Raw genomic sequence first — 22,373 nt, forward strand, 5'->3', positions numbered from 1 at the left:
TGACTGCCATCAATCTAACACCTTTTCTCTTTTGTCCTAGATTACCATAAAATTTCTTCAGGGTAACTTGCATTGATTGGAATTTCATGTAGTGCTTTTTTTGTCGTACTGGCAACTTCGATTAATTGCGATTTAAGTGCAACGTATTCTTCATCCTCTAACATTAAACGAAGTGCAAAGGAGGCTAAATGCGCTTTGCGTGTTTGCGTATTTAAATCTATGTATTCTAAATTTAGTACATCTACATACTGCGTAGCATAGCGGAAGGTTAAAGGGCTCTTAGAATGAATCATCCTTAAAAATACTAAAAATTCATCTTCCGTAAGCTCTTGCTCCAGACAGTCAGCAACCGCTGCTTGGAATTTACGAATCGTTGCCACATCACCATTCCAATCGGAAGAATCAATCAATTCCTGATGTAAGCGAATGAAATCATTTAAAGCAATCGCTGTAAAAAGAAGCTCCGGCCACAGTACCTCTGTCCCGTAGTAGACATTTTTAGTTGGAAAAATCGTTTCATGTCGAGAAAGTATACTTTTGTTCAGTCCATTACTGACAAATGCAAGCTGATGCTCACCTTGCATTGCTTGATGGAGATTACGGCAAATACCAAGAATGCGAAGTCGCGCACCTTGGTAATCATAGTATTTGTTTTCATCTCCAGTTACTTGATAAATCGCTTGAATAAGGGCATCTAAATCCCAAAAGTCACCGCTTATTCGTACACCCGTAAGTTGTTCAGTACTTTGAATAGAAAGCATCTTTCCAATCCTCCCAATTGCTTTATTTTACTGTGTAATGAAGTAGTTTAAATAATTCTGCTCGCTCTTTATCAGTTAAATCGCGCCATTGACCAACCTTTAAATTGCCAAGCTTAATATTCATAATGCGTATGCGCTGTAATCGTTTAACGGAATACCCTAATGCTGAACACATACGGCGTATTTGGCGATTTAAGCCTTGCTCTAAAATAATTTTAAACACTTTATCTGAAATTTTTTCAACGTAGCAAGGTAATGTCGTTGTATCTAAAATATCAACGCCAGCAGCCATCTTTTTAATAAATTGTTCTGTTATCGGCTTATCAACTTGTACGATGTATTCTTTTTCATGGTGGTTTTCTGCACGTAGAATTTTATTTACAATATCGCCATCATTGGTCAATAATAATAATCCTTCAGATTCCTTATCCAGTCGACCAATATGGAAAATGCGTAGAGGATGATTGATAAAATCAACGACATTTCCTTTGATATGACGCTCTGTTGTACTTGTAATACCAACTGGTTTGTTTAAGGCAATATAAACTAGTTGCTCTTCTTTTTTTACCTCTTTGCCATCCACACAAACAATATCGCCCGCTTCTACTTGGCTGCCCACAGTAGCAAGTACGCCATTAATTGTTACTTTACCTTCTTCGACCCATTTATCAGCACCACGACGAGACACGATGCCCGCTTCACTTAAATATTTGTTAATTCTCATATAGTTCTCCTAAACATTTTATCGTAGCTTAAGTATACCCTATCGTTGTTTATAGCGTGAATTCTAGAAGCTTTTCTACTAAAAATAAATATTACAAAATTTTAATTTAAAAAGTTGAAATAATCATGCATTTCTGACAATATAGTGGGTAAGAAGGTTTCTATGAAAATATCGTTATTTCGATATATAATTACGATTTTTCTAGATATTTTCTATTATTTTGTGTAAAGGGGAGAAGTAAAATGGTTTATGCATTTCCAAACACTGAAGGATCGGTAGTTCAATTCAAAGAAAGATACGATAATTACATTGGTGGAGAATGGACACCCCCAGTGAAAGGTCAATACTTCGATAATGTCACTCCTGTTACTGGACAAGTTTTTACACAAGCAGCACGTTCCTCTGCTGAGGATATTGAACTTGCACTTGATGCAGCACATGCCGCAAAAGATGCATGGGGACAAACATCCGCTACAGAGCGTGCTAACATTTTACTTAAAATTGCGGACCGTATTGAACAAAACTTAGAAAAGTTAGCTGTTGCCGAAACATGGGATAACGGTAAGGCAGTACGGGAAACGTTAAATGCAGATATCCCTTTAGCCATTGATCATTTCCGTTATTTTGCTGGTGCATTACGTGCACAAGAAGGCGCGCTAAGTCAAATTGATAATGATACGGTTGCTTACCATTTCCATGAGCCAATTGGGGTAGTGGGTCAAATCATTCCTTGGAACTTCCCAATATTAATGGCTGTATGGAAACTAGCTCCTGCCCTTGCTGCTGGCAACTGTGTTGTGTTAAAGCCAGCAGAGCAAACACCAGTATCTATTATGGTATTAGTAGAGTTGATTGGTGATTTATTGCCACCAGGCGTACTAAACGTGGTGAACGGATTCGGTTTAGAAGCAGGAAAACCACTTGCATCTAACCCTCGTATTGGCAAAATTGCCTTTACAGGTGAAACGACAACAGGTCGTTTAATTATGCAATATGCTTCTCAAAACCTTATTCCAGTTACGTTAGAATTGGGCGGAAAGTCTCCAAATATTTTCTTTGAAGATATTATGGATGAAGATGATGCCTTTTTAGATAAAGCGGTAGAGGGCTTCGTATTGTTTGCCCTGAACCAAGGTGAAGTTTGTACATGCCCTTCACGTGCATTAATTCAAGAATCGATTTATGACAAGTTCATGGAGCGTGTATTACAACGTGTTGAAGCGATTCAAGTTGGGAATCCGTTAGATCCAAATACAATGATGGGTGCACAGGCTTCAAGTGAGCAAATGGAAAAAATTCTGTCTTACTTAGATATTGGTAAACAAGAAGGTGCACAATGTCTAATTGGAGGCGAGAAAAATAATGTAGGGGCAGGCTTTGAAAATGGCTACTACGTTAAACCAACTGTCTTCAAAGGGCACAATAAGATGCGTATCTTCCAAGAAGAAATTTTTGGCCCAGTTGTTGCAGTGACAACATTTAAAACAAAAGAAGAGGCATTGGAAATTGCCAATGATACATTGTATGGATTAGGTTCGGGCATTTGGACACGTGATATGAATACAGCTTATCGTTTTGGACGTGGTATTCAAGCGGGGCGTGTTTGGACAAACTGCTACCATGCATATCCTGCACATGCAGCGTTCGGTGGCTATAAAATGTCAGGAATCGGTCGTGAGACACATAAGATGATGCTATCGCATTATCAACAAACGAAAAACTTATTAGTAAGCTATAACGAAAACAAACTTGGTTTCTTCTAATTAGTAAGGAGGTGCTAACGCGTGGTTGAACGTGTTTTAGCAACAGAAGAAGCGCTGGCACTAATCGAATTATTGAAGGAAAAGCATGGACCGGTTATGTTTCATCAATCAGGGGGATGCTGCGATGGCTCCTCTCCGATGTGTTATCCTGACGGTGACTTAATATTAGGTGAGCAGGATATATGTTTAGGTAAGGTGGGGGGCACACCATTTTATATGCACAAAAACCAATATGATTATTGGAAGCATACACAAATTATTTTAGACGTAGTTGACGGCAGAGGCGGTATGTTCTCTCTTGAAGGCGTAGAAGGTAAGCGGTTTTTAACAAGGTCTAGAGCTTTTTCGACAGAAGAGTTAAAAGAGCTAGGTTTAATCGAATAGTTAGGGACAGCGGCAAAAAGCATTTTTGTCGCTGTTTTTTTATGCTAATTTTTTTGGAAAAGAGTATGTAGACTTACGTTAGTTGTGGAATTTCGCAATAATAAATAAAGCTGTATTCGGTGTTGTAAAGTTTGAGTGAATAAGTATTTTTTTATGGTTCTTTCAATCATAATAAAGCCCCCCATTCATCGTGTATTATCGTTATTTAACCATATAATACCTAATTCTTACATTAATTTAAGTTTACTTTTTATGTTTTTTGTTACAAAATGATTGAATCTTTACAACAGAATATTACGTAAATAGTGAAAAGGAGTGTGCGGAAGATGGATATTGTTATAATTGAAAACCAATTTACACAAACGGTAGAGGCTGTATCGAAGGTTGCAGGAAGGGCAGTTGATCGCAAAATTATCTTTGCTATTGCCAGCACATATGTTGCAGCAGGGAAAATGTTTGATACAGAAAAGTTTAAAGCTACTATAGAAGAAATGAAGAGTCAAACATCGTGGATGTCGCCATTGCGTACATCAATCGGGTAGCAAATATGATGGAGCAAGATCGTACGGAGCAAGCAGTAAATACGCTATTGAAAAACGAAAAGATATAATGGAGGAATGCCAACTTATCCAGATTGTTATCACATTATTGAAGAAATGAAGGATCGTCATCCAATTACATGTCTTACATGATAGATGTTAAAGTTAAGCAAGGTTGGAGTGTAAAATAATTAAATATGAATAAATTATTATTGAATACTACAAATAACGAAGAATTAGAAAAACTACTACTCATAAATGTAATAGGTTTAATTGAGGCGTTAAAAAAAGATTTATTAACAATCGAAGAAACTGAAAAAGTTTTATTTAACCCTTATACTATGGATTTATTACAGTCTAAAGGAATTTCAAAAGAAATATTAGAAATTATTCATCTAGGCACTGAATTAGAAGATATAGTGAGTCTAATGCCTGAAAAATTATTTGAAAGTTTAAGCGAAATTGAATATGAAAGTATTGCTCAATTAGAACAAAGAAAAGCATATAAATTTCGAAATAAAGTTATTGAATCAATAAATTGATTCATTGGATTTTAAGTAGTAGTAGAAAGAGGACAATGTGTACTTCTCTAGAGCAGCTCGTTTTATCATGCTAAACGAGCTGCCTTTTTTTATACTGTGTTATACAAAGATTAATTTTCAAATGAATAAAGGTCAACTTCAGCAAATTATTGATTTGTCTCATGAATTAAAGGGAATGAAGTTATTGAAGTGGCATCAAGAATTTGTGTTGTTTATGGCGGTTCAAATGGCTATTTATGATATGGCTAAAGTGCAACAATCATTATCTATGGCAATTATGTCATCTATTGAATTACTAATTCAGGCACAACAGGCGGCGATGATATCCGCCATGACCGCAGCAGCAGTAGCGTCAAATTCCAGCACTTCATGATAAACTAAAGAGGAACAGAATATTCGGAGGTGTATTGAAAATGAACGAAACAAAGCTTTGGATAAATGGACAATGGCAAGAAGCGAAGGAAACCTATGAATTAACTTCGCCTTATAACGGTGAGATTATTGCAAAGGTTGCCAAGGCATCTGTTTCAGATGTTGAGCAAGCAATTGAAGGTGCCCAAAATGCTTTTCTTTCATTTAAACAAACTACTGCATACGACCGTGCCGAAATTTTATATAAAGTAGTCGACATTATGCGACGTCGAAAAGACGAATTGGCCGAAATTTTAGCACAAGAGGCGGGTAAACCTATTTCAGCAGGTTTACCTGAAATAGAACGCACGATTGCAACCTATCAGTTTGCAGCCGAAGGAGCGAAACAGGTGAAAGGGGAAACGGTACCGATGGATGCTGCGCCTGGAGCTGGCGACCGCATTGGCTGGACAAAACGTGAGCCATTAGGCGTTATTTCTGCCATTACACCGTTTAACTTTCCTTTTAATTTAGTTGCGCATAAATTGGGACCTGCCTTTGCTGTGGGGAATACGGTCGTGTTAAAGCCCGCAACCCAAACACCGCTCAGTGCAATTGTAATGGCGGAAATATTTAAAGAAGCAGGATTACCAGATGGTGCTCTACAAATCGTTACGGGTAGTGGTGGTGAGCTAAGTGACACGCTTGTGACTCATCCATTCGTGAAAAAAGTGACCTTCACTGGAAGTGGTAAGGTTGGATTAGGCATAAAAGAAAAAGTAGGCTTGCGCAAAGTAACGTTAGAGCTAGGCTCAAATGCGGCGGTGATTGTTGAGCCATCGACCCCTATTGAAAAAATTGTCGCGCGTTGTGTTAGCGGAGCGTTTAGCTTTGCAGGACAAGTGTGTATTTCGCTTCAGCGTATTTATGTACATGCCTCGATTGTTGATGCTTTTACAAAAGCATTTGTAGCTCAAACGGAAAAGTTAGTTGTCGGTGATCCACTCGATAAAAATACAGATGTCAGTGCCATGATTAATCCGAATGAAGTTAGTCGTATTCATTCATGGATTGAGGAAGCGAAGGCTCAAGGTGCAGTGGTTGCTACGGGTGGAACATTTACTGAACGTACATTAACGCCAACAGTAATGACAAACGTGACTGCCGATATGAAAATTGTTTGTCAGGAAACATTCGCGCCAATCGTGTCAATTGTTTCATATGAAACATTAGACGACGCAATTCGACTAGTGAATGAGTCGGAACTTGGCTTAAATGCAGGAATTTTTACGAATGTCTTGCCAGATGCATTACGTGCAGCTGATGAATTACAAGCAGGTGCTGTTATTATTAATGATATTCCAACATTCCGAGTCGATAATATGCCATATGGCGGTGTGAAAATGAGTGGCTACGGTCGAGAGGGTATTAAATGGGCGATTGAAGAAATGACGGATATGAAGTTTATAACGATGAAAAAATCATTCTAAATTTGCATCCATTCTTTTTCTACGATACGATGACGAAAGGACATTACATGAAAGGAAGTAACTAGAACTATGACAACCAATGCTGTACCCATGAGCCAATCACGTACGGTTCAGACGCGTCTCGTATTACCACCGGATACTAATAATCATAATTCCATTTTTGGTGGAAGAGTATTAGCTTATATTGATGAAATTGCGGCAATTACAGCGATGAAGCATGCAAAAGGGCATGTTGTCACGGCCTCCATTGATTCTGTTGATTTTTTATCAGCAGCGCATGTGGGTGATATTCTTGAAATTGAAAGTATTGTGTCATCTACAGGACGTTCATCTATGGAAGTCTATGTCCGTGTTATTTCTCGTAACATTGAGACGGGTGAAGAAAAATTAACAACCGAATCATTTGTAACGATGGTTGCAGTAGATGATGATGGTAAACCGAAGGCTGTTCCTGCTATTTTCCCAGAAACGGATGCAGAAAAACGGTTGTTTGAAACAGGTCCGGCTCGACGAGAGCATCGCAAGCAAAAACGTGCTTTGGCACATTAAAACGAAAAGGAAATTGATACGATGTGATCAATTTCCTTTTTTTGTTGTGTTATATGTTTAATTCATTTACAACATTAATGAGTGAGTCAGAAGAAGAGGAGACGAGTGTTGCCCCTTGCGATAGCTCTGTAATTAAATTTGAAATGGCTGAAATATCCTTAGCCGTGTTTACATATTGTTGTTGAATACCTGATACTGCTTCAGCAATATCATTAAATGATTTCGAGAGGCTTGTTTGTGTATCAACGCTATGTTGGATTTTTTGATCCACATTGATAACTGAATTCGCCATTGTTGAAATATTACTTTCTGTTTCTTTTATCAGGTGTGACACGTTTTGCACAGCGCTTTTTGTTTCTTCTGCAAGCTTGCGGACTTCCTCTGCTACAACAGCAAAGCCTTTGCCATGCTCACCAGCACGAGCGGCTTCAATGGAAGCATTCAGTGCTAATAAATTTGTTTGGTCTGCAATACCTGTAACAAGTCCAACAATTTCAGAGATTTTTTGAGACGACGTACGCAATTGGTTCATCGTTACTTCAAGGCCATTAACACTTTGCAAAATAACATGTATTAAGTCATTTTGTTCTTGTAATTGCTGCTGTCCGCGTTTAGATTTGTCTTGTGTATCGGCAACGAAGTTCAAACCTTGTTTAGTGGCTACTGCAATATCATCCGTTTGAGAGGAGATGACTAAAAGGGAAGCGGCTGTTTCTTCGCTGATTGCATTTAACTCTTCTGCCGTACTTTGAATTGTAGTAACAAGTGCGTGCTTCGTTTTATCTGCAACGCTACGAATGCGTTCTTCTTCTTTTTCATAAGCCTCAATCACAAGTTGTTGTTCAAAGTTAATAAGTTTACAAAAGGCATTGATGGCACGGATAGCGTCATGCTTTGAAATATCTAAATCATTCGTAAAGTTTGTAAAAGTCGAAGTTAATGATTGGAATGAAGCGATATACCACTTTGATTGGAGCCCAATTCGAACATGTGTCTCAGCGATTGCCTTTCTTTCTTTAATGTAGTCGTCATTAATACGACTTTCGAACATATCACTTAGATGCTTATGTAAAGTAACTTTTAAACGGTCGATTTGTGATGTTCTGTTAATAATATCTAATAAATTTTGGCTTAAGCTAATCGCTGCATAAAATTGATCGACCATTTCAGGAATAACATTTTTCACTAATGGCTGCAATTGTTTAATGATGGCTAAATCTTCAGTAGTTAAGTCTAATAGTTGTAATTGTTTTTGTAACTTAGGATGATTAGAAACATCTAATTGTACTTGTTGTATAAACGCTTCTGGTGTTAGTGTAATTGAATAACCATAATTGTTCTTTTTTGAAAACCAACTCATTGTTGTCTGCTCCATTCTTTATAAATCCATAATAATATAGGTATCGAAGACGCTTTGTGTATATATTGTTAGGTTTGTAAATTTGGTGAATATATGGTATTTAATCTATTCTACTATTTTTTGTAGTGTATTTGGTTAAAAATTTCGTTTATTTCTATAATTTTTCACATTCTTGGCGGACATATTTCAGATTTACCTTTAAGCATTAGCGTTTCGCTCATAAAGCGTAATTTGAATTTCATTTAGGAAACATGTAAAATACGAACTGTTTAGCGTAACAAAAAATGTATGTGAAAGAAATCGTATTGAGGAGGTATTACATGGAGAAGAAGCGTTTTAAGTTTGTGATTCCTGTGATGGTAATTGTAGCAATTGGATCTGTTTATATGTTAACGAACTATTATGCAGAGGTACCTGACTTAAACCAACTATTAATAACGATTTGTGCAACACTAATATCGGGCGTACTGGCATACTTTTTATTCCCGCAGCAAGGTGAAAATAAAGTAGATGATCGAGGTCCCTATTAATTATAGTGGAGACATTTAAATGTTCCCCAAGTAAAACCAACTATTTTTTTAAATTAAAAATCCGCGTTTCGCCTTCTATGGGTAAAGTATGAGTTGCAACATGTACGAATGTAAGATGTTGTTCCTCATGTCTATTTTCCCTAGAGAGCTATGCGCGGATTTTGTTTTTCAAAAAAATTGTTTTGTTACTGCTTTAAGTTACGGTTTAAACAATTTGAACCAGCCTTTATATTTGAAAAATACCAACATAAATAGCCCAATCAATAGCATAATACCGAGAACGATAAAGTAGCTGTAACGGCCATGTAGTTCAGGCATATTATCAAAATTCATGCCATAAACTCCTGCTATAAATGTTAATGGAATGAAAATGGTGGAGACAATTGTAAGCATCATCATAATGCCATTCATTCGGCTAGAGTTCATAGCCATATAGCTATCACGCATATCTGCGGTCAGCTCACGATTAGATTCGACCATTTCCGTAAGTTTGACTAAATGGTCGTGAATATCCCCAAAGTAGGCTCTTTCTGATTTTTTTAGGGCAAAGCGATAAGAATTAAGTATTCGGTATAATAGGTCGCGCATTGGTAAAATGGTGCGCCGTAAATGGAGTAAATCACTGCGGAATTCAAAAACAATTTGCATCGCATTTACATTACTTTGATAAGTTAATTCATCTTCAAGCGCATTCAAATGGTCCTCAATTTTATAGACGAGAGGGAAATAACTATCAACTATTTTATCAATCGTTTGATAGGTAAGGAAAAAAGTACCGCGTTCCCAATATTTCGGTTGCTCTTCTAAAAGCTTCTGTACTTTATCGATTTCAGGTGCTTCATTTTTGTGGAATGTCACAATAAAATGATCGGAAACGAAAATATTTAATTCCTCAGCAATTAACGTTTCTTCATTCAGTTTATGAATAACGAAAAAGTGATAGTCTTCATAAAAATCCAACTTTGGTCGTTGTAAACGCATTAAGCAGTCTTCAATCGCAAGCGGATGAAAGTGGAAAAATGTATCAAGCAATAGTTCTTCTTCAGTAGTTGGGCAACTAAAATCTACCCAATACCATTCGTAATGGTTTTGCTTAATGTTTTCAAGTGGAAAGTCCTTTATTAATTGTTGATCTTTCGTCATGGCCATCGTGCGAATCACGGCATTCACCTCAAATCTGTTTATCTCATTTTAAATAAGCACGAAGTCTCCCTTCAAAGCGTGAGAAGTAAAAGAGGACATGGGAAACGTCAGATCAAATACCCGTAGTACTTATAGTACACCACTAAGTTGCTAGGATGCATCAGGAAGGGATGGAACCTTACTCTTTATAGCATATCCAACCACCAAATAATGTCGTTGCAAAAAATCGTGATGGCTGTGTAAAGCCTGCCTGCTGTAGAAGCGTAACAATGTCATCTTCACGCATAAATGAAAGCGAGCGAATGGACTGCTCCATGCTAGCTAAATCAGTAGTGGAAAGTTTTGTGTGCTGCTGCCAATATGCGCGCCATAGGTCAAATTGTAGCTCTGTGTCAGAAGAGTTAAGCTGTCCATATTTAGAAACAAGCACAAATGGTGCCCCTGATTTTAAATGGCTTGCAATCCCTTTTAATGTAGCAAGCTTCTCCTCATAGGAAATAATAAAATGAAGTACAAGTATACAGCTAGCAGCATCAAACTTTGTTGCAGGGATTGGTGCAGTTAGCATGGTGCCTTGTAGTAATGAAATCGCATTTGGTAGTGAATGTAGACGGTTTTCTGCAATTTCCAACATGGCTTCAGATGGATCGATACCGACAAAGGACCACTGTGGCCTTTGTTCAGCTAACTGTAGTATTTCATTGCCACTGCCTGAACCAACAACTAAAAAACTAGCATTCTCTTGTAAAGCGGATTGATAAAAAGTTTTCGTTAAACGTAGCATCGTATCGTAACTCGGTAAAGTACGACGAATGCCTTTTTCATATTCGTTCGCAAGTGTGCTGTTAAATTCCATCTGTGTATCACATACCTTTCAAAATAATTTTAAAATTGTCGAAACGATTTGAAACTATTTAGCGTATTGCTCCGTAAATAATAGTATTAATAAAAAGACATATTAAAAAGGGAAGGTTGAATAGATGGAAACAAAATGGTCTAAGGTCATCATACATGCCAGTGCGTTTTTTGCGCCATTTTTAGTGCCGATTATATTTTTCTTAATTAGTTCGGAAGAAGAAGTGAAAAACGTTTCTGTGCAAGCTTTATTGTTCCAAATCGCAATGGGCGTACTAATTGTCATTGCCAGCATTTTAAGTATTGTATTAATTGGTTTACCTTTCTTACTAATATTTATCGCTATGGTATACATCGTACCAATTATCGGAATCGTAAAGGCTATTTCAGAGGAACCTTGGCGTTATCCGATTGTCGGTCGCTGGGTATAATTGATAAAGACGCAAGTATATGCAAAAAGCATATGCTTGCGTTTTTTCTATAAGCAAAAAGGGTACATTAAATGATAAGTACGTTTTCGAGTGGTTAAAATTTTTTTACAATCAATCAACGATAAAAATTGCTTTAGACATTTCTCTGTGCGAATTAATTGCAATTATTTTTAAGCGTTTTGTATAATATACTCAAAGATAGTCAAAGATAGTCAAAGTCAGTGAGGTAAGCGAGGTGTATTCCTAACATGCGTAATATTTCAGACATCATAGAAGGCTACTTAAAGCAAGTACTTGAATTAGGTGGAGAAGGGCATATTGAAATTAAACGAAGTGAAATTGCAGATAAATTTCAATGTGTGCCCTCACAAATAAATTATGTAATTAATACAAGATTTACAGCCGAGCGGGGTTACCTTGTTGAAAGTAAACGAGGTGGGGGTGGATACATTCGAATTTTACGTGTCCGTGCAAACTCACAAATTGATTTGATTGATGATGTGCTCCTACAAATTGAAGGTGGAGCCTCGCAAACAGTGGCGGAGGATTTAGTATATCGTTTAATTGACGAGCAGGTTATTTCAAAGCGAGAAGCGAAATTAATGTTAGCAGCGGTTGACCGTTCGACTTTAGATTTGCAGCTACCTTTACGGGATAGCATTCGAGCGAAAATTTTGCGAGCGATGTTAACCACTATAAAATACGAAAAGCAAAAGTAAAGAGGTGAGGGAAATGATTTGCGAACATTGCAAGCAGCGCAATGCGACAGTAACTGTGACACAAGTTCAAAATGGGCAGAAGGTGGAGCACCATTATTGCGATGTCTGTGCCTCGCAGTTCCATCCGTTCCATGCAGAGTTTAAACAAGAGCCTGTATCGATTCAACAATTGTTATCCAATTGGTTTGGCTCACCTACATGGCAAAAAGTTGGTGAAAAACAGCAAGCGCCACCTCAGCAACAAACATGTCCACAATGTGGATTTACGTATAAGCGATTTTTAAAAGAAGGTAAATTTGGATGTACCAGTTGCTATGACACATTTAGTGAGCATTTGCCAAAGCTATTTAATCGCATTCAAGCGGGGCCACAGCATATAGGAAAAATGCCTGGTGCTCGAAGCAATGTTTTTGTCATTAAAAAGCAAATTGAAGATATTCGAAAACGCATGAAGGCCGCTGTTGACGAGGAGCAGTTTGAAGAAGCAGCGAAGCTTCGCGACGAAGCAAAAAATCTCGAACAGCAGCTACAATTCGAAGGTGGTGATGTGTCATGATGATTGAATCGTTTTTAGCGCGAGCTACACCTGCATGGATGGAAATGGAGGATGATTATTCAGATATCGTCATCAGTACACGCATTCGGCTTGCTCGAAACTTAGACGGCTATCGTTTCCCTTTAGTTTTTTCAGAAAATGAAGCGTTACAAGTAGAGCAGGCTGTGACACATGCCATTCAAGACAGTCCGAAACTTCAAGAAAGATATTCTTATTTTTCCATAAAAGATTTAACACCGTTACAACGTCAAATTTTAGTTGAAAAGCATTTAATTAGTCCACAGCTTGCGAAAAAAGAGCAAGTCGGCTCCATGTTGCTATCTGAAGATGAATCAATTTGCATTATGGTGAACGAAGAAGACCATTTACGCATTCAATGTATGACGGCGAGTTTTCAACTTCAGAAGGCATACGAGGAAGCAAATAAAATTGATCGTGCCTTAGAAGGAGCCTTGCCATATGCATTTCGAGATACTTTCGGCTATTTAACAAGTTGCCCAACGAATATTGGTACTGGCTTACGTGCTTCGGTTATGATGCACCTTCCCGCACTTACACTGACAGGTCAGATGAATCAAATTATCAATGCAATGACGCGTTTAGGGATGACTGTCAGGGGTATATACGGTGAAGGTAGCGAAAATTTAGGTAATGTTTACCAAGTATCGAATCAGATTACACTAGGTAAAACAGAAGAAGATATTTTAGCAGACATTCAAAGTGTTGCAGAAAAAATTATTCAAAAAGAACGGCAGGCAAGAAATAAGCTAATGGAAAAAGCGGAACTTGCCTTAGAAGATCGGATATACAGAGCTTTAGGTACATTAACGCATGCACGCATTTTAACAAGTGAGGAAGCGGCAACCTGTCTATCGAATGTACGTTTAGGTGTAGATTTACAGTTGATTCAAAATATTAAAGCAACCACATTGAACGAGTGTGTGGTCAGTATGCAACCAGGGTTTTTACAGCACTATGCAGGAGAAGCTTTACCACCTGCTGAACGAGATCGAGTTCGAGCAAAAATGCTGCGAGAGGCATTATTTCTTGAAACAATGAGTAAGCCTACTATAGGGGGAAAAGGAGAGGATTCATATGATGTTTAATCGTTTTACACAACGCGCACAAAAAGTATTACAACTTGCACAGGAAGAGGCAATTCGTTGGAAGCACGAATCAATAGGAACAGAGCACATTCTTTTAGGGCTTATTCGTGAAGGCGGTGGTATTGCAGCGAAAGCATTAGAAGCCATCGATATTAGCCCTCAAATGATTGAAGCGGGGATTGAAGAGTTAGTTGGAAAAGGAACAGAGGATGTTGGACCAATCGTTCATTACACACCACGTGCCAAAAAGGTAATTGAACTATCTGTCGATGAGTCACGTAAATTAGGCCATTCCTATATCGGTACGGAGCACTTACTATTAGCGCTTATTCGTGAAGGTGAGGGTGTAGCCGCTCGTGTGTTAAACAATGCAGGTGTAGGCTTAAACAAAGCTCGTCAGCAAGTATTACTGTTGTTAGGCAATAATGATAACGCACAATCTGGACAACAAGCGACGCAGGCTGCAAATACGCCGACTTTAGATAGCTTGGCGCGCGATTTAACTCAAATCGCTCGTGAAGGTTCGCTAGACCCTGTGATTGGTCGCAGCAAGGAAATTACACGCGTTATTGAAGTACTATCACGCCGTACGAAAAATAACCCTGTGCTAATTGGTGAGCCTGGTGTAGGTAAAACGGCAATCGCTGAAGGCTTAGCACAACAAATTATTAACAACGAAGTACCAGAAATTTTGCGTGATAAACGTGTTATGACGCTTGATATGGGGACAGTTGTAGCCGGTACTAAATACCGTGGTGAATTTGAAGATCGCTTGAAAAAAGTGATGGATGAAATTCGACAAGCAGGCAATGTTATTTTATTCATTGATGAATTGCATACATTAATCGGTGCTGGGGGAGCAGAAGGTGCAATTGATGCATCAAACATTTTAAAACCATCCCTAGCACGTGGAGAATTACAATGTATTGGTGCTACAACATTAGATGAGTACCGCAAGTACATCGAAAAGGATGCAGCGTTAGAGCGCCGTTTCCAACCAATTCAAGTGGATGAACCAACTGTTGAAGAAGCAATTCAAATTATTCACGGTTTACGCGATCGCTATGAGGCGCATCACCGTGTGAAAATTACAGATGAAGCAATTGAAGCAGCGGCAAAAATGAGTGATCGTTATATTTCAGACCGCTTCTTGCCTGACAAAGCCATCGACTTAATTGATGAAGCAGGGTCAAAAGTTCGCTTACGTTCATTTGCGGTGCCACCAAACTTAAAAGCACTAGAAGATAAACTTGAAAATGTTCGTTCTGAAAAAAATGCGGCTGTGTCTGGTCAGGAATTTGAAAAGGCTGCTTCGTTAAGAGATACAGAGCAAAAGCTAAAAGACGAAATTGAAACGACACGTAAAACATGGAAAGAAGAACAAGGCAAAGCAGAATCGAAAGTAACAGTTGACGATGTGGCAGCAGTCGTTTCTATGTGGACTGGAATACCAGTAGCTAAGATTGCCCATGAAGAATCAGCTAAACTATTACAACTTGAAGAAGAGTTACACAAGCGTGTTGTGGGTCAAGGCGAGGCAGTCGAGGCAATTTCTCGTGCAATTCGACGCGCAAGAGCGGGCTTAAAAGATCCAAAACGTCCAATCGGTTCATTTATTTTCCTTGGTCCTACTGGGGTCGGAAAAACGGAACTTGCAAGAGCGTTAGCAGAAGTAATGTTCGGTGATGAAGATGCGATGATTCGCGTTGACATGTCTGAATATATGGAGAAACATTCGACTTCACGTTTAGTCGGCTCACCTCCTGGTTATGTAGGTTTTGATGATGGTGGTCAGTTAACAGAAAAAGTTCGACGTAAACCATATTCTGTTGTGCTTCTTGATGAAATTGAGAAAGCTCATCCAGATGTTTTCAATATTTTACTTCAAGTGCTGGAAGATGGTCGTTTAACAGATTCTAAAGGACGTGTCGTTGATTTCCGTAATACGGTTGTTATTATGACTTCAAACGTCGGTGCGGATGCGCTAAAATATCAAAAAAATCTTGGCTTCAGCTTAGGAAGCTCAGAGTCGAAACATAAAGATATGAAGGGCACAATGCTTGAAGAATTGAAAAAAGCATTCCGTCCTGAATTCCTAAACCGTATCGACGAAATGATTGTGTTCCATTCATTAGAAAAAGAACACTTAAAAGAAATCATTTCAATGATGGCCAATACGCTAACAAAACGTCTGCAAGAACAAGATATTACGTTAGAGTTAACAGATGCAGCACTCAATAAAATTGCAGAGGAAGGCTACGACCCTCAATATGGTGCTCGTCCACTCCGTCGTGCATTGCAAAAACAAGTGGAAGACCGTCTATCGGAGGAACTGCTGAAAGGCAATGTAGAAAAAGGAAACCAAGTCGTCATTGATTATGTGAATGATGAATTCGTCGTGAAGAAAAAAGAAGGCGTTTCAATTTCCAAATAAGCGGTTAGCCTATTTAACAAGCATAAATTCGGAAGACAGCGAGGCATATCGTGCCAAGCTGTCTTTTTTTATGTAAAATGAAAATAAGAACAAATATTCGAGGTGGTATGATGGCGAAGAAAAAAACTAAATTTGTCTGTACAGGTTGTGGCTATGAATCGGCAAAGTGGATGGGACGTTGTCCAGGATGTGGTGAATGGAATAAAATGGTTGAGGAAGTGGAGGTTGTGGCGAAAGGCCCTAGAGGAGCATTCCAACACTCTGCAACCGTCACGCAAAAAGCTGTACCTATTATCCAAGTAGAAGCGGCTGAGGAGTCCCGTGTAGCTACAGAAATGGGTGAACTCAATCGTGTCTTGGGCGGAGGAATTGTTCCGGGATCTCTAGTGTTAATCGGGGGTGATCCGGGTATCGGAAAATCGACATTGCTATTACAGGTGTCTGCGTTATTGTCCAATAAAGGTCATCGTGTGCTCTATATTTCTGGTGAGGAATCCATTCGACAAACGAAACTGCGTGCAGAGCGTTTAGGGGTTGTATCTCAAGAGCTGTATATATATTCGGAGACGAATTTAGAATTGTTAAATCAAACAATCGACGATGTACAACCAAAGTTTGTTATTGTGGATTCTATCCAAACGGTGTTCCATCCAGAGGTGACAAGTGCGCCAGGTAGTGTATCGCAAGTACGTGAATGTACAGCGGAGCTAATGCGGATAGCGAAAACAAAAGGCATTGCCATTTTCTTAGTTGGACATGTGACGAAGGAAGGGCAAATTGCGGGACCGCGTATTTTAGAGCATATGGTAGATACAGTGCTGTATTTCGAAGGAGAACGACATCACAACCACCGTATTTTACGGAGCCAAAAAAACCGCTTTGGCTCTACAAATGAAATAGCTATCTTTGAAATGCTTCAGGGGGGCTTAAAGGAAGTTTTGAATCCGTCTGAGCTATTTTTACAGGAACGTTCACAAGGTGCAGCAGGTTCAACAATCGTGGCATCGATGGAGGGAACAAGGCCAATTTTAGTAGAAATCCAATCACTTGTAACCCCTACAAGCTTTAATTATCCGAAACGGATGGCAACAGGGGTGGACCAAAACCGTGTGCAATTGCTTATGGCAGTGCTTGAAAAGCGCATGGGCCTCATGTTACAGGCACAAGATGCATATATTAAAGTTGCTGGCGGAGTAAAGCTAGATGAACCTGCCATTGACTTAGCTGTTTTGACGAGTATTGTGTCTAGCTTTAAGGATCAGGCAGTACGGGGAACAGATTGCTTTATTGGAGAAGTAGGGTTAACAGGAGAGGTTCGTCGTGTCACACGAATTGAACAACGTGTGCTAGAGGCGGCAAAGCTAGGGTTTAAGCGAGCATTTATCCCTGCTTCTAATATTGGCGGTTGGGATTTCCCACAAGGTATTGAAATAGTTGGTGTGGAAACAATTAAAGATGCATTAAATGCCTGCTTTAGAGAGCTTTAAAGACATGCAGTAATGCGTCACCATGTTGCGTCACACTAGGCGTCTGTTGCTAGATGATGAAGTGATTTCAACTAAAATAAATGCATGTTGGGCGACATCCTAGCATGCATTTTTACTTCATAGGTGCAACAATCATTAATTTCATGAAATTGGATAACAATTATTGTGGAAATTAGGCATCTCTTAAGCCTTCCATAACGTCCAATAAACTGAAGGAAATTTAATAATGTTTTGATGAGCTCAAAAAAGATTTTCTACAGTAAAATATGTATAATCGAATATAAGAATTGGAGGTGACAGTATGAAAAAATTTATTCAAATTGCTTTTTTACTGATTGGAGGAGCTTTAGGCCTTGTTTTCTTACCGCCATTATACGAATTGCTTCATTTATCATCTAATCCATGGCTTGATAATCCTTACGTATCAGTTGCTTTAGGTGCGTTTTTACTATTTACATTATCATTTGCTTTTTCCGATTATTTTGTTCGGTTAATTAGCTGGATGGAAGAGGTACTTTTTAAAGTGCCGGTTGGAGATTTATTATTTGGTACGCTTGGGTTAATTGTAGGACTTATCGTAGCCTATTTCCTAGGCTTTGCGATTGATAGCGTTCAAATTCGCGGTATTTCAGAAGTAATTCCAATTATCTTATCTTTTGTACTTGGATATTTGGGATTCCGTGTAGGTTTTAAAAAGCGAGATGAGTTACTTCAGTTATTCACCTTACGTGGGAATAATGCAAAGAAAAAAGCTGCTGAAGGGATTGACGTTCCAGAAAATCGCGGTAGTTATAAATTGCTAGATACCAGCGTTATTATTGATGGGCGTATAGCGGATATTTCGGAAACAGGTTTTATTGAAGGCGTTTTGGTTGTACCGCAGTTTGTATTAACTGAGCTACAGCATATTGCAGATTCCTCAGATACATTAAAACGTACAAGAGGTCGCCGTGGTTTGGATATATTAAAGAAACTGCAAGATGAACGTATGACAAAAGTAGAAATTACCGAAGAAGATTTTGAAGATGTGCAGGAAGTGGATTTAAAACTTGTACGTCTTGCAAAGAAAATGGATAATGATACACAAATTGTGACGAATGACTTCAACTTGAACAAAGTATGTGAATTACATCAGGTGAAAGTACTGAACATTAATGATTTGGCAAATGCAGTGAAACCAGTTGTGATTCCTGGAGAAGATATGCAAGTGGTCGTTATTAAAGATGGGAAAGAGCATAACCAAGGTGTGGCTTATTTGGATGATGGCACGATGATTGTTGTAGAAGGAGGCCGCAATTATATCGGACAGGCCATTACTGTAACGGTAACGAGCGTTCTACAAACATCTGCAGGTCGAATGATTTTTGCTAAGCCAAAGGACGATTAGGAAGTGGACAATGTGCAGTATGAAGTAGTGCTTCCGGCAGCTGGCAGCGGCAAGCGAATGGGAGCAGGTCAAAATAAATTATTTTTAGAGCTTTTAGAGAAACCGATTTTAATACACACATTAGAGGTATTTGAGCAAGATGAAAACTGTACTGGCATTTGGCTTGCGGTGAAACCTGAAGAACGTGCTGTTATTCAAAAGATGCTAGCAAACTATGGAATCTCTAAGGTCAAAGGCTTGCCTGATGGTGGAGCAGAGCGACAGCATTCAGTGCATGCTTGTATGAAAGAAATGGAGCAGGTTGATATTGTTTTAGTGCATGATGCAGCCCGCCCATTTATTACGCACGATATTATTGCAAACCTTGTACAAAGTGCGAATAATTTTGGTGCTGCAATCGCTGGTGTTCGTGCAAAGGACACAATGAAAAAAGTGCGTAATGGCATCATTGAAGAAACGGTGGACCGTGAAAGCTTATGGATGATTCAAACGCCTCAAGCCTTCCGCTTCGATTTGATAGTAGAAGCGGAAGATGTGGCTGAGAAAGTGGGCTTCCTCGGAACAGATGAGGCGATGTTAGTCGAGCGACTTGGTCATGAGGTGCACATTGTTGAAAGCAACTATGAAAACGTAAAGATGACAACAAAAGAAGATTTACTTTTTGGTGAAGCTATTTTACGTAAACGAGCGTTGAAGAATAATGTATAATCGCTTTAAAATCTCATCAGCAGAAGTAGCTGATGAGGTTTTTTTATACGATGGTAAACAAACTATAATATGTGGACTATAGTCGTTACGGACAGCTCAATTTCCTAGGAAATATGTTAAACTGTCTATAAATAGAAAATAAAAAAGGCAGGTGAATGCTGTTGCAATGGTCACTGTTGTAACGGCAGTATTGTATGTTTCGAGTAGGACAAGGTTTTGACGTACATGCATTTGAAGAAGGGCGTCCATTAATTATTGGTGGTATTACAATACCGCATGAAAAGGGTCTAGTAGGGCATTCGGATGCGGATGTCTTATTGCACACAGTAACTGATGCTGCGCTGGGGGCGATTGGAGAAGGGGATATTGGGCGACATTTTCCAGATACAGACCCAGAATGGAAGGATGCTGATTCAGCAAAGTTGCTAGAGTATATTTGGAAAATCGTTGAGGACAAAGGCTATGTGCTTGGCAATGTTGACTGCACAATTATGGCGCAACGTCCGAAAATGGCGCCTTATATTGAACAAATGAGAAATCGCATTGCAACTCTATTAAACGCTGATGCATCACAAGTAAATGTAAAAGCGACAACTACTGAACGACTTGGCTTTACAGGACGTGAAGAAGGCATTGCTTCAATGGCAACAATTTTACTGATTAAAAAATAAAAAAATGGCGCGTGTCCACTTGAAAAACACGCGTTACTTTAATTTCCTATACTACAGTGGTAAAATGAACAAAGTTAATAAGGTCGGAATTATTTTCAGACGAATATTTAGGAGGCATTTAATTATGACGAAAGAAGTTCGCGTTCGTTACGCGCCATCACCAACTGGATTTTTACATATTGGCGGTGCACGTACTGCGTTATTCAACTATTTATATGCAAAACATCATAACGGTAAATTCATCGTGCGTATTGAAGATACGGATATTGAGCGTAATGTAGAAGGTGGAGAAGCGTCTCAGTTAGATAACTTAAAATGGTTAGGTATCGAATATGACGAATCCATCGACATTGGTGGGCCGTATGCACCTTATCGTCAAATGGAACGCTTAGATATTTACAAAGAGCATGCTGAAAAGTTATTACAACAAGGCACAGCGTATAAATGTTTCTGTTCATCAGAAAAATTAGAAGCATCTCGTGAAGAACAAAAAGCTCGTGGTGTTGCAGCACCTACTTATGATGGAACTTGCCGTCATTTATCAGCGGAAGAAGTAGCGGCTAAAGAAGCGGCTGGCGAACAATATACAATTCGTATGCGTGTACCTGAAAACGTAACATATGAATTTGATGATTTAGTACGTGGACATGTAGCGTTCGAATCGAAAGATGTGGGCGACTGGGTACTTGTGAAAGCAAACGGTATTCCAACTTACAATTACGCAGTAGTATTAGATGACCACTTTATGGAAATCTCTCATGTGTTCCGTGGTGAAGAGCATTTATCAAACACACCAAAACAAATGATGATCTTCGATGCATTTGGCTGGGAGTATCCTCGCTTTGGACATATGACGTTAATCATCAACGAAAATCGCAAAAAGCTATCAAAACGAGACGAATCCATTATCCAATTCGTAACGCAATATAAAGACCTTGGTTACTTACCAGAAGCGATGTTCAATTTCTTTGCTTTACTTGGTTGGTCTCCAGAAGGTGAAGAAGAGATTTTCTCTAAAGAAGAATTTATTAAAATCTTTGATGAGAAGCGTTTATCGAAATCACCATCTATGTTTGATAAGCAAAAGCTGACTTGGATGAATAATCAATACATCAAAAAATTATCTTTAGAAGAAGTAGTGGCATTATCTTTACCGCACTTACAAAAAGCAGGCTTATTACCAGAAACGTTAACAGCAGAAGAGCGCGCTTGGGCAACAGATTTAATCGCACTTTACCATGAACAAATGAGCTTTGGTGCTGAAATCGTGGAACTGTCAAGCCTATTCTTTAACGATCATATTGAATATGATGAAGAAGCAAAAGCCGTTTTAGCTGGCGAGCAAGTACCAGAGGTAATGGCTGCATTTAAAGCACAACTTGAAAATTTAGAAGAGTTTACACCTGAAACTGTCAAAGCAGCTATCAAAGCTGTACAAAAAGAGACAGGTCATAAAGGTAAAAATCTATTTATGCCAATCCGTGTTGTGACGACTGGTGAAACACACGGTCCAGAGTTACCAAATGCGATTTGTTTAATTGGTAAAGAGAAAACAATTGACCGTGTAGAAAAATACGCGAAGTAATAGAATTTTATTGACAATTTATATTGTCGATGTAAAATGAATGTACATTGTGAAAGCGTTGATAAGGAGAAGTACGTAGCGCATGCTCTAAAGAGAGGACCATCACCGGCTGAAAGTGGTCTGAGCCAAGGCAAAACCGAAATGCACCTTTGAGCATAGAGCTGAACATTAGTAGGCTCTATCGGTTCGTTCCCGTTATAGGACGTCCAAAGTGGAAGGCTTTTGCCTTCAATCAGAGTGGAACCGCGCAAATTTCAGCGTCTCTGTCATTCCTTTATGGGAATGATAGGGGCGCTTT

At 38.8% G+C, this 22,373-nt stretch carries 23 protein-coding genes and 1 other annotated feature; of the genes, 18 read left to right on the forward strand and 5 right to left on the reverse strand.

Features of this window, described 5'->3' with window-relative positions:
* Nucleotides 1-41 precede the first annotated feature (41 nt).
* Together LS41612_RS00885 and rluF are read right to left on the reverse strand one after the other, a co-directional pair.
* A complete protein-coding gene (locus tag LS41612_RS00885) occupies nt 42-761 on the reverse strand; it encodes a DUF6904 family protein (RefSeq protein ID WP_024364414.1) in 720 nt (239 codons plus the stop codon).
* Between the two features lie 22 nt (nt 762-783).
* Entirely contained in the window at nt 784-1,485 is a 702-nt protein-coding gene (gene rluF, locus LS41612_RS00890; protein WP_024364413.1) for a 23S rRNA pseudouridine(2604) synthase RluF, read from the reverse strand.
* A 242-nt stretch (nt 1,486-1,727) separates the two neighbouring features.
* Here rluF and adh point away from each other — a divergent pair, with 242 nt between their 5' ends.
* The 7 genes from adh (at nt 1,728) to LS41612_RS00925 (ending at nt 7,103) form a co-directional block, all read left to right on the forward strand.
* Nucleotides 1,728-3,248: an aldehyde dehydrogenase gene (gene adh, locus LS41612_RS00895; RefSeq protein ID WP_024364412.1), complete on the forward strand. Its 1,521-nt coding sequence runs from the start codon at nt 1,728-1,730 to the stop codon at nt 3,246-3,248.
* Between the two features lie 21 nt (nt 3,249-3,269).
* Nucleotides 3,270-3,632 carry a DUF779 domain-containing protein gene (locus tag LS41612_RS00900; protein WP_024364411.1) on the forward strand — a complete coding sequence of 121 codons (363 nt, stop codon included), beginning with the start codon at nt 3,270-3,272 and terminating at the stop codon, nt 3,630-3,632.
* A 326-nt stretch (nt 3,633-3,958) separates the two neighbouring features.
* On the forward strand, nt 3,959-4,174 hold the full coding sequence (locus LS41612_RS00905) for a hypothetical protein (RefSeq protein ID WP_024364410.1): 216 nt from the start codon (nt 3,959-3,961) through the stop codon (nt 4,172-4,174).
* A gap of 194 nt (nt 4,175-4,368) precedes the next feature.
* Nucleotides 4,369-4,713: a DUF3969 family protein gene (locus LS41612_RS00910; protein ID WP_024364409.1), complete on the forward strand. Its 345-nt coding sequence runs from the start codon at nt 4,369-4,371 to the stop codon at nt 4,711-4,713.
* Nucleotides 4,714-4,750: 37 nt separating this feature from the next.
* Entirely contained in the window at nt 4,751-5,086 is a 336-nt protein-coding gene (locus tag LS41612_RS00915; protein WP_024364408.1) for a hypothetical protein, read from the forward strand.
* 40 nt (nt 5,087-5,126) lie between these two features.
* Nucleotides 5,127-6,554, forward strand: a complete 1,428-nt coding sequence (locus LS41612_RS00920; protein WP_024364407.1) for an aldehyde dehydrogenase family protein — start codon at nt 5,127-5,129, stop codon at nt 6,552-6,554.
* A 69-nt stretch (nt 6,555-6,623) separates the two neighbouring features.
* Nucleotides 6,624-7,103 (forward strand): acyl-CoA thioesterase, encoded by a 480-nt coding sequence (locus LS41612_RS00925; protein ID WP_024364406.1) that lies wholly within the window; start codon nt 6,624-6,626, stop codon nt 7,101-7,103.
* Between the two features lie 49 nt (nt 7,104-7,152).
* Here the strand turns inward: LS41612_RS00925 and LS41612_RS00930 are convergent, their stop codons facing one another.
* Complete coding sequence (locus LS41612_RS00930) at nt 7,153-8,463, reverse strand: globin-coupled sensor protein (RefSeq protein ID WP_024364405.1); 1,311 nt, start codon at nt 8,461-8,463, stop codon at nt 7,153-7,155.
* A 320-nt stretch (nt 8,464-8,783) separates the two neighbouring features.
* Here LS41612_RS00930 and LS41612_RS00935 point away from each other — a divergent pair, with 320 nt between their 5' ends.
* A complete protein-coding gene (locus LS41612_RS00935; protein WP_024364404.1) occupies nt 8,784-8,993 on the forward strand; it encodes a hypothetical protein in 210 nt (69 codons plus the stop codon).
* 198 nt (nt 8,994-9,191) lie between these two features.
* Here LS41612_RS00935 and corA read toward each other — a convergent pair whose 3' ends face one another.
* Both corA and LS41612_RS00945 read right to left on the reverse strand, forming a co-directional pair.
* The gene (gene corA / locus LS41612_RS00940; RefSeq protein WP_024364403.1) at nt 9,192-10,154 is read right to left on the reverse strand and encodes a magnesium/cobalt transporter CorA; all 963 of its coding nucleotides are present in this window, start codon (nt 10,152-10,154) and stop codon (nt 9,192-9,194) included.
* A 160-nt stretch (nt 10,155-10,314) separates the two neighbouring features.
* The gene (locus LS41612_RS00945; protein WP_024364402.1) at nt 10,315-10,992 is read right to left on the reverse strand and encodes a class I SAM-dependent methyltransferase; all 678 of its coding nucleotides are present in this window, start codon (nt 10,990-10,992) and stop codon (nt 10,315-10,317) included.
* Nucleotides 10,993-11,116: 124 nt separating this feature from the next.
* Between LS41612_RS00945 and LS41612_RS00950 the strand changes: the two genes are divergently transcribed.
* The 10 genes from LS41612_RS00950 (at nt 11,117) to gltX (ending at nt 22,075) form a co-directional block, all read left to right on the forward strand.
* The gene (locus LS41612_RS00950) at nt 11,117-11,422 is read left to right on the forward strand and encodes a DUF4870 domain-containing protein (RefSeq protein WP_024364401.1); all 306 of its coding nucleotides are present in this window, start codon (nt 11,117-11,119) and stop codon (nt 11,420-11,422) included.
* A gap of 248 nt (nt 11,423-11,670) precedes the next feature.
* A complete protein-coding gene (locus LS41612_RS00955) occupies nt 11,671-12,141 on the forward strand; it encodes a CtsR family transcriptional regulator (RefSeq protein ID WP_024364400.1) in 471 nt (156 codons plus the stop codon).
* A gap of 13 nt (nt 12,142-12,154) precedes the next feature.
* The gene (locus LS41612_RS00960) at nt 12,155-12,697 is read left to right on the forward strand and encodes a UvrB/UvrC motif-containing protein (protein ID WP_024364399.1); all 543 of its coding nucleotides are present in this window, start codon (nt 12,155-12,157) and stop codon (nt 12,695-12,697) included.
* Entirely contained in the window at nt 12,694-13,803 is a 1,110-nt protein-coding gene (gene mcsB / locus LS41612_RS00965) for a protein-arginine kinase McsB (RefSeq protein ID WP_024364398.1), read from the forward strand. Before LS41612_RS00960 ends, mcsB begins: the two co-directional genes overlap by 4 nt.
* Nucleotides 13,793-16,237 carry an ATP-dependent Clp protease ATP-binding subunit gene (locus tag LS41612_RS00970; RefSeq protein ID WP_024364397.1) on the forward strand — a complete coding sequence of 815 codons (2,445 nt, stop codon included), beginning with the start codon at nt 13,793-13,795 and terminating at the stop codon, nt 16,235-16,237. Before mcsB ends, LS41612_RS00970 begins: the two co-directional genes overlap by 11 nt.
* A 110-nt stretch (nt 16,238-16,347) precedes the next feature.
* Nucleotides 16,348-17,724, forward strand: coding sequence for a DNA repair protein RadA (gene radA / locus LS41612_RS00975; protein WP_024364396.1), 1,377 nt, complete (start codon nt 16,348-16,350; stop codon nt 17,722-17,724).
* A gap of 301 nt (nt 17,725-18,025) precedes the next feature.
* Entirely contained in the window at nt 18,026-19,111 is a 1,086-nt protein-coding gene (locus tag LS41612_RS00980) for a PIN/TRAM domain-containing protein (protein ID WP_024364395.1), read from the forward strand.
* 12 nt (nt 19,112-19,123) lie between these two features.
* Nucleotides 19,124-19,819 carry a 2-C-methyl-D-erythritol 4-phosphate cytidylyltransferase gene (gene ispD, locus LS41612_RS00985; protein ID WP_024364394.1) on the forward strand — a complete coding sequence of 232 codons (696 nt, stop codon included), beginning with the start codon at nt 19,124-19,126 and terminating at the stop codon, nt 19,817-19,819.
* A 194-nt stretch (nt 19,820-20,013) separates the two neighbouring features.
* Nucleotides 20,014-20,490, forward strand: a complete 477-nt coding sequence (gene ispF, locus LS41612_RS00990) for a 2-C-methyl-D-erythritol 2,4-cyclodiphosphate synthase (RefSeq protein ID WP_024364393.1) — start codon at nt 20,014-20,016, stop codon at nt 20,488-20,490.
* 124 nt (nt 20,491-20,614) lie between these two features.
* Nucleotides 20,615-22,075, forward strand: coding sequence for a glutamate--tRNA ligase (gene gltX, locus LS41612_RS00995; protein WP_024364392.1), 1,461 nt, complete (start codon nt 20,615-20,617; stop codon nt 22,073-22,075).
* Between the two features lie 49 nt (nt 22,076-22,124).
* Nucleotides 22,125-22,343, forward strand: a binding site (T-box leader).
* Nucleotides 22,344-22,373 lie beyond the last annotated feature (30 nt).

The organism is Lysinibacillus sphaericus (assembly GCF_002982115.1).
GTDB lineage: Bacteria > Bacillota > Bacilli > Bacillales_A > Planococcaceae > Lysinibacillus > Lysinibacillus sphaericus.

What these genes read in the sequence shown, in the direction of transcription:
- LS41612_RS00885 (WP_024364414.1), bottom strand. Translation starts at nt 761, where the DNA reads ATGCTTTCTATTCAAAGTACTGAACAACTTACGGGTGTACGAATAAGC.
- rluF (WP_024364413.1), bottom strand. Translation starts at nt 1,485, where the DNA reads ATGAGAATTAACAAATATTTAAGTGAAGCGGGCATCGTGTCTCGTCGT.
- adh (WP_024364412.1), top strand. Translation starts at nt 1,728, where the DNA reads ATGGTTTATGCATTTCCAAACACTGAAGGATCGGTAGTTCAATTCAAA.
- LS41612_RS00905 (WP_024364410.1), top strand. Translation starts at nt 3,959, where the DNA reads ATGGATATTGTTATAATTGAAAACCAATTTACACAAACGGTAGAGGCT.
- LS41612_RS00910 (WP_024364409.1), top strand. Translation starts at nt 4,369, where the DNA reads ATGAATAAATTATTATTGAATACTACAAATAACGAAGAATTAGAAAAA.
- LS41612_RS00920 (WP_024364407.1), top strand. Translation starts at nt 5,127, where the DNA reads ATGAACGAAACAAAGCTTTGGATAAATGGACAATGGCAAGAAGCGAAG.
- LS41612_RS00925 (WP_024364406.1), top strand. Translation starts at nt 6,624, where the DNA reads ATGACAACCAATGCTGTACCCATGAGCCAATCACGTACGGTTCAGACG.
- LS41612_RS00930 (WP_024364405.1), bottom strand. Translation starts at nt 8,463, where the DNA reads ATGAGTTGGTTTTCAAAAAAGAACAATTATGGTTATTCAATTACACTA.
- LS41612_RS00935 (WP_024364404.1), top strand. Translation starts at nt 8,784, where the DNA reads ATGGAGAAGAAGCGTTTTAAGTTTGTGATTCCTGTGATGGTAATTGTA.
- LS41612_RS00945 (WP_024364402.1), bottom strand. Translation starts at nt 10,992, where the DNA reads ATGGAATTTAACAGCACACTTGCGAACGAATATGAAAAAGGCATTCGT.
- LS41612_RS00950 (WP_024364401.1), top strand. Translation starts at nt 11,117, where the DNA reads ATGGAAACAAAATGGTCTAAGGTCATCATACATGCCAGTGCGTTTTTT.
- LS41612_RS00955 (WP_024364400.1), top strand. Translation starts at nt 11,671, where the DNA reads ATGCGTAATATTTCAGACATCATAGAAGGCTACTTAAAGCAAGTACTT.
- LS41612_RS00960 (WP_024364399.1), top strand. Translation starts at nt 12,155, where the DNA reads ATGATTTGCGAACATTGCAAGCAGCGCAATGCGACAGTAACTGTGACA.
- mcsB (WP_024364398.1), top strand. Translation starts at nt 12,694, where the DNA reads ATGATGATTGAATCGTTTTTAGCGCGAGCTACACCTGCATGGATGGAA.
- LS41612_RS00970 (WP_024364397.1), top strand. Translation starts at nt 13,793, where the DNA reads ATGATGTTTAATCGTTTTACACAACGCGCACAAAAAGTATTACAACTT.
- radA (WP_024364396.1), top strand. Translation starts at nt 16,348, where the DNA reads ATGGCGAAGAAAAAAACTAAATTTGTCTGTACAGGTTGTGGCTATGAA.
- LS41612_RS00980 (WP_024364395.1), top strand. Translation starts at nt 18,026, where the DNA reads ATGAAAAAATTTATTCAAATTGCTTTTTTACTGATTGGAGGAGCTTTA.
- ispF (WP_024364393.1), top strand. Translation starts at nt 20,014, where the DNA reads ATGTTTCGAGTAGGACAAGGTTTTGACGTACATGCATTTGAAGAAGGG.
- gltX (WP_024364392.1), top strand. Translation starts at nt 20,615, where the DNA reads ATGACGAAAGAAGTTCGCGTTCGTTACGCGCCATCACCAACTGGATTT.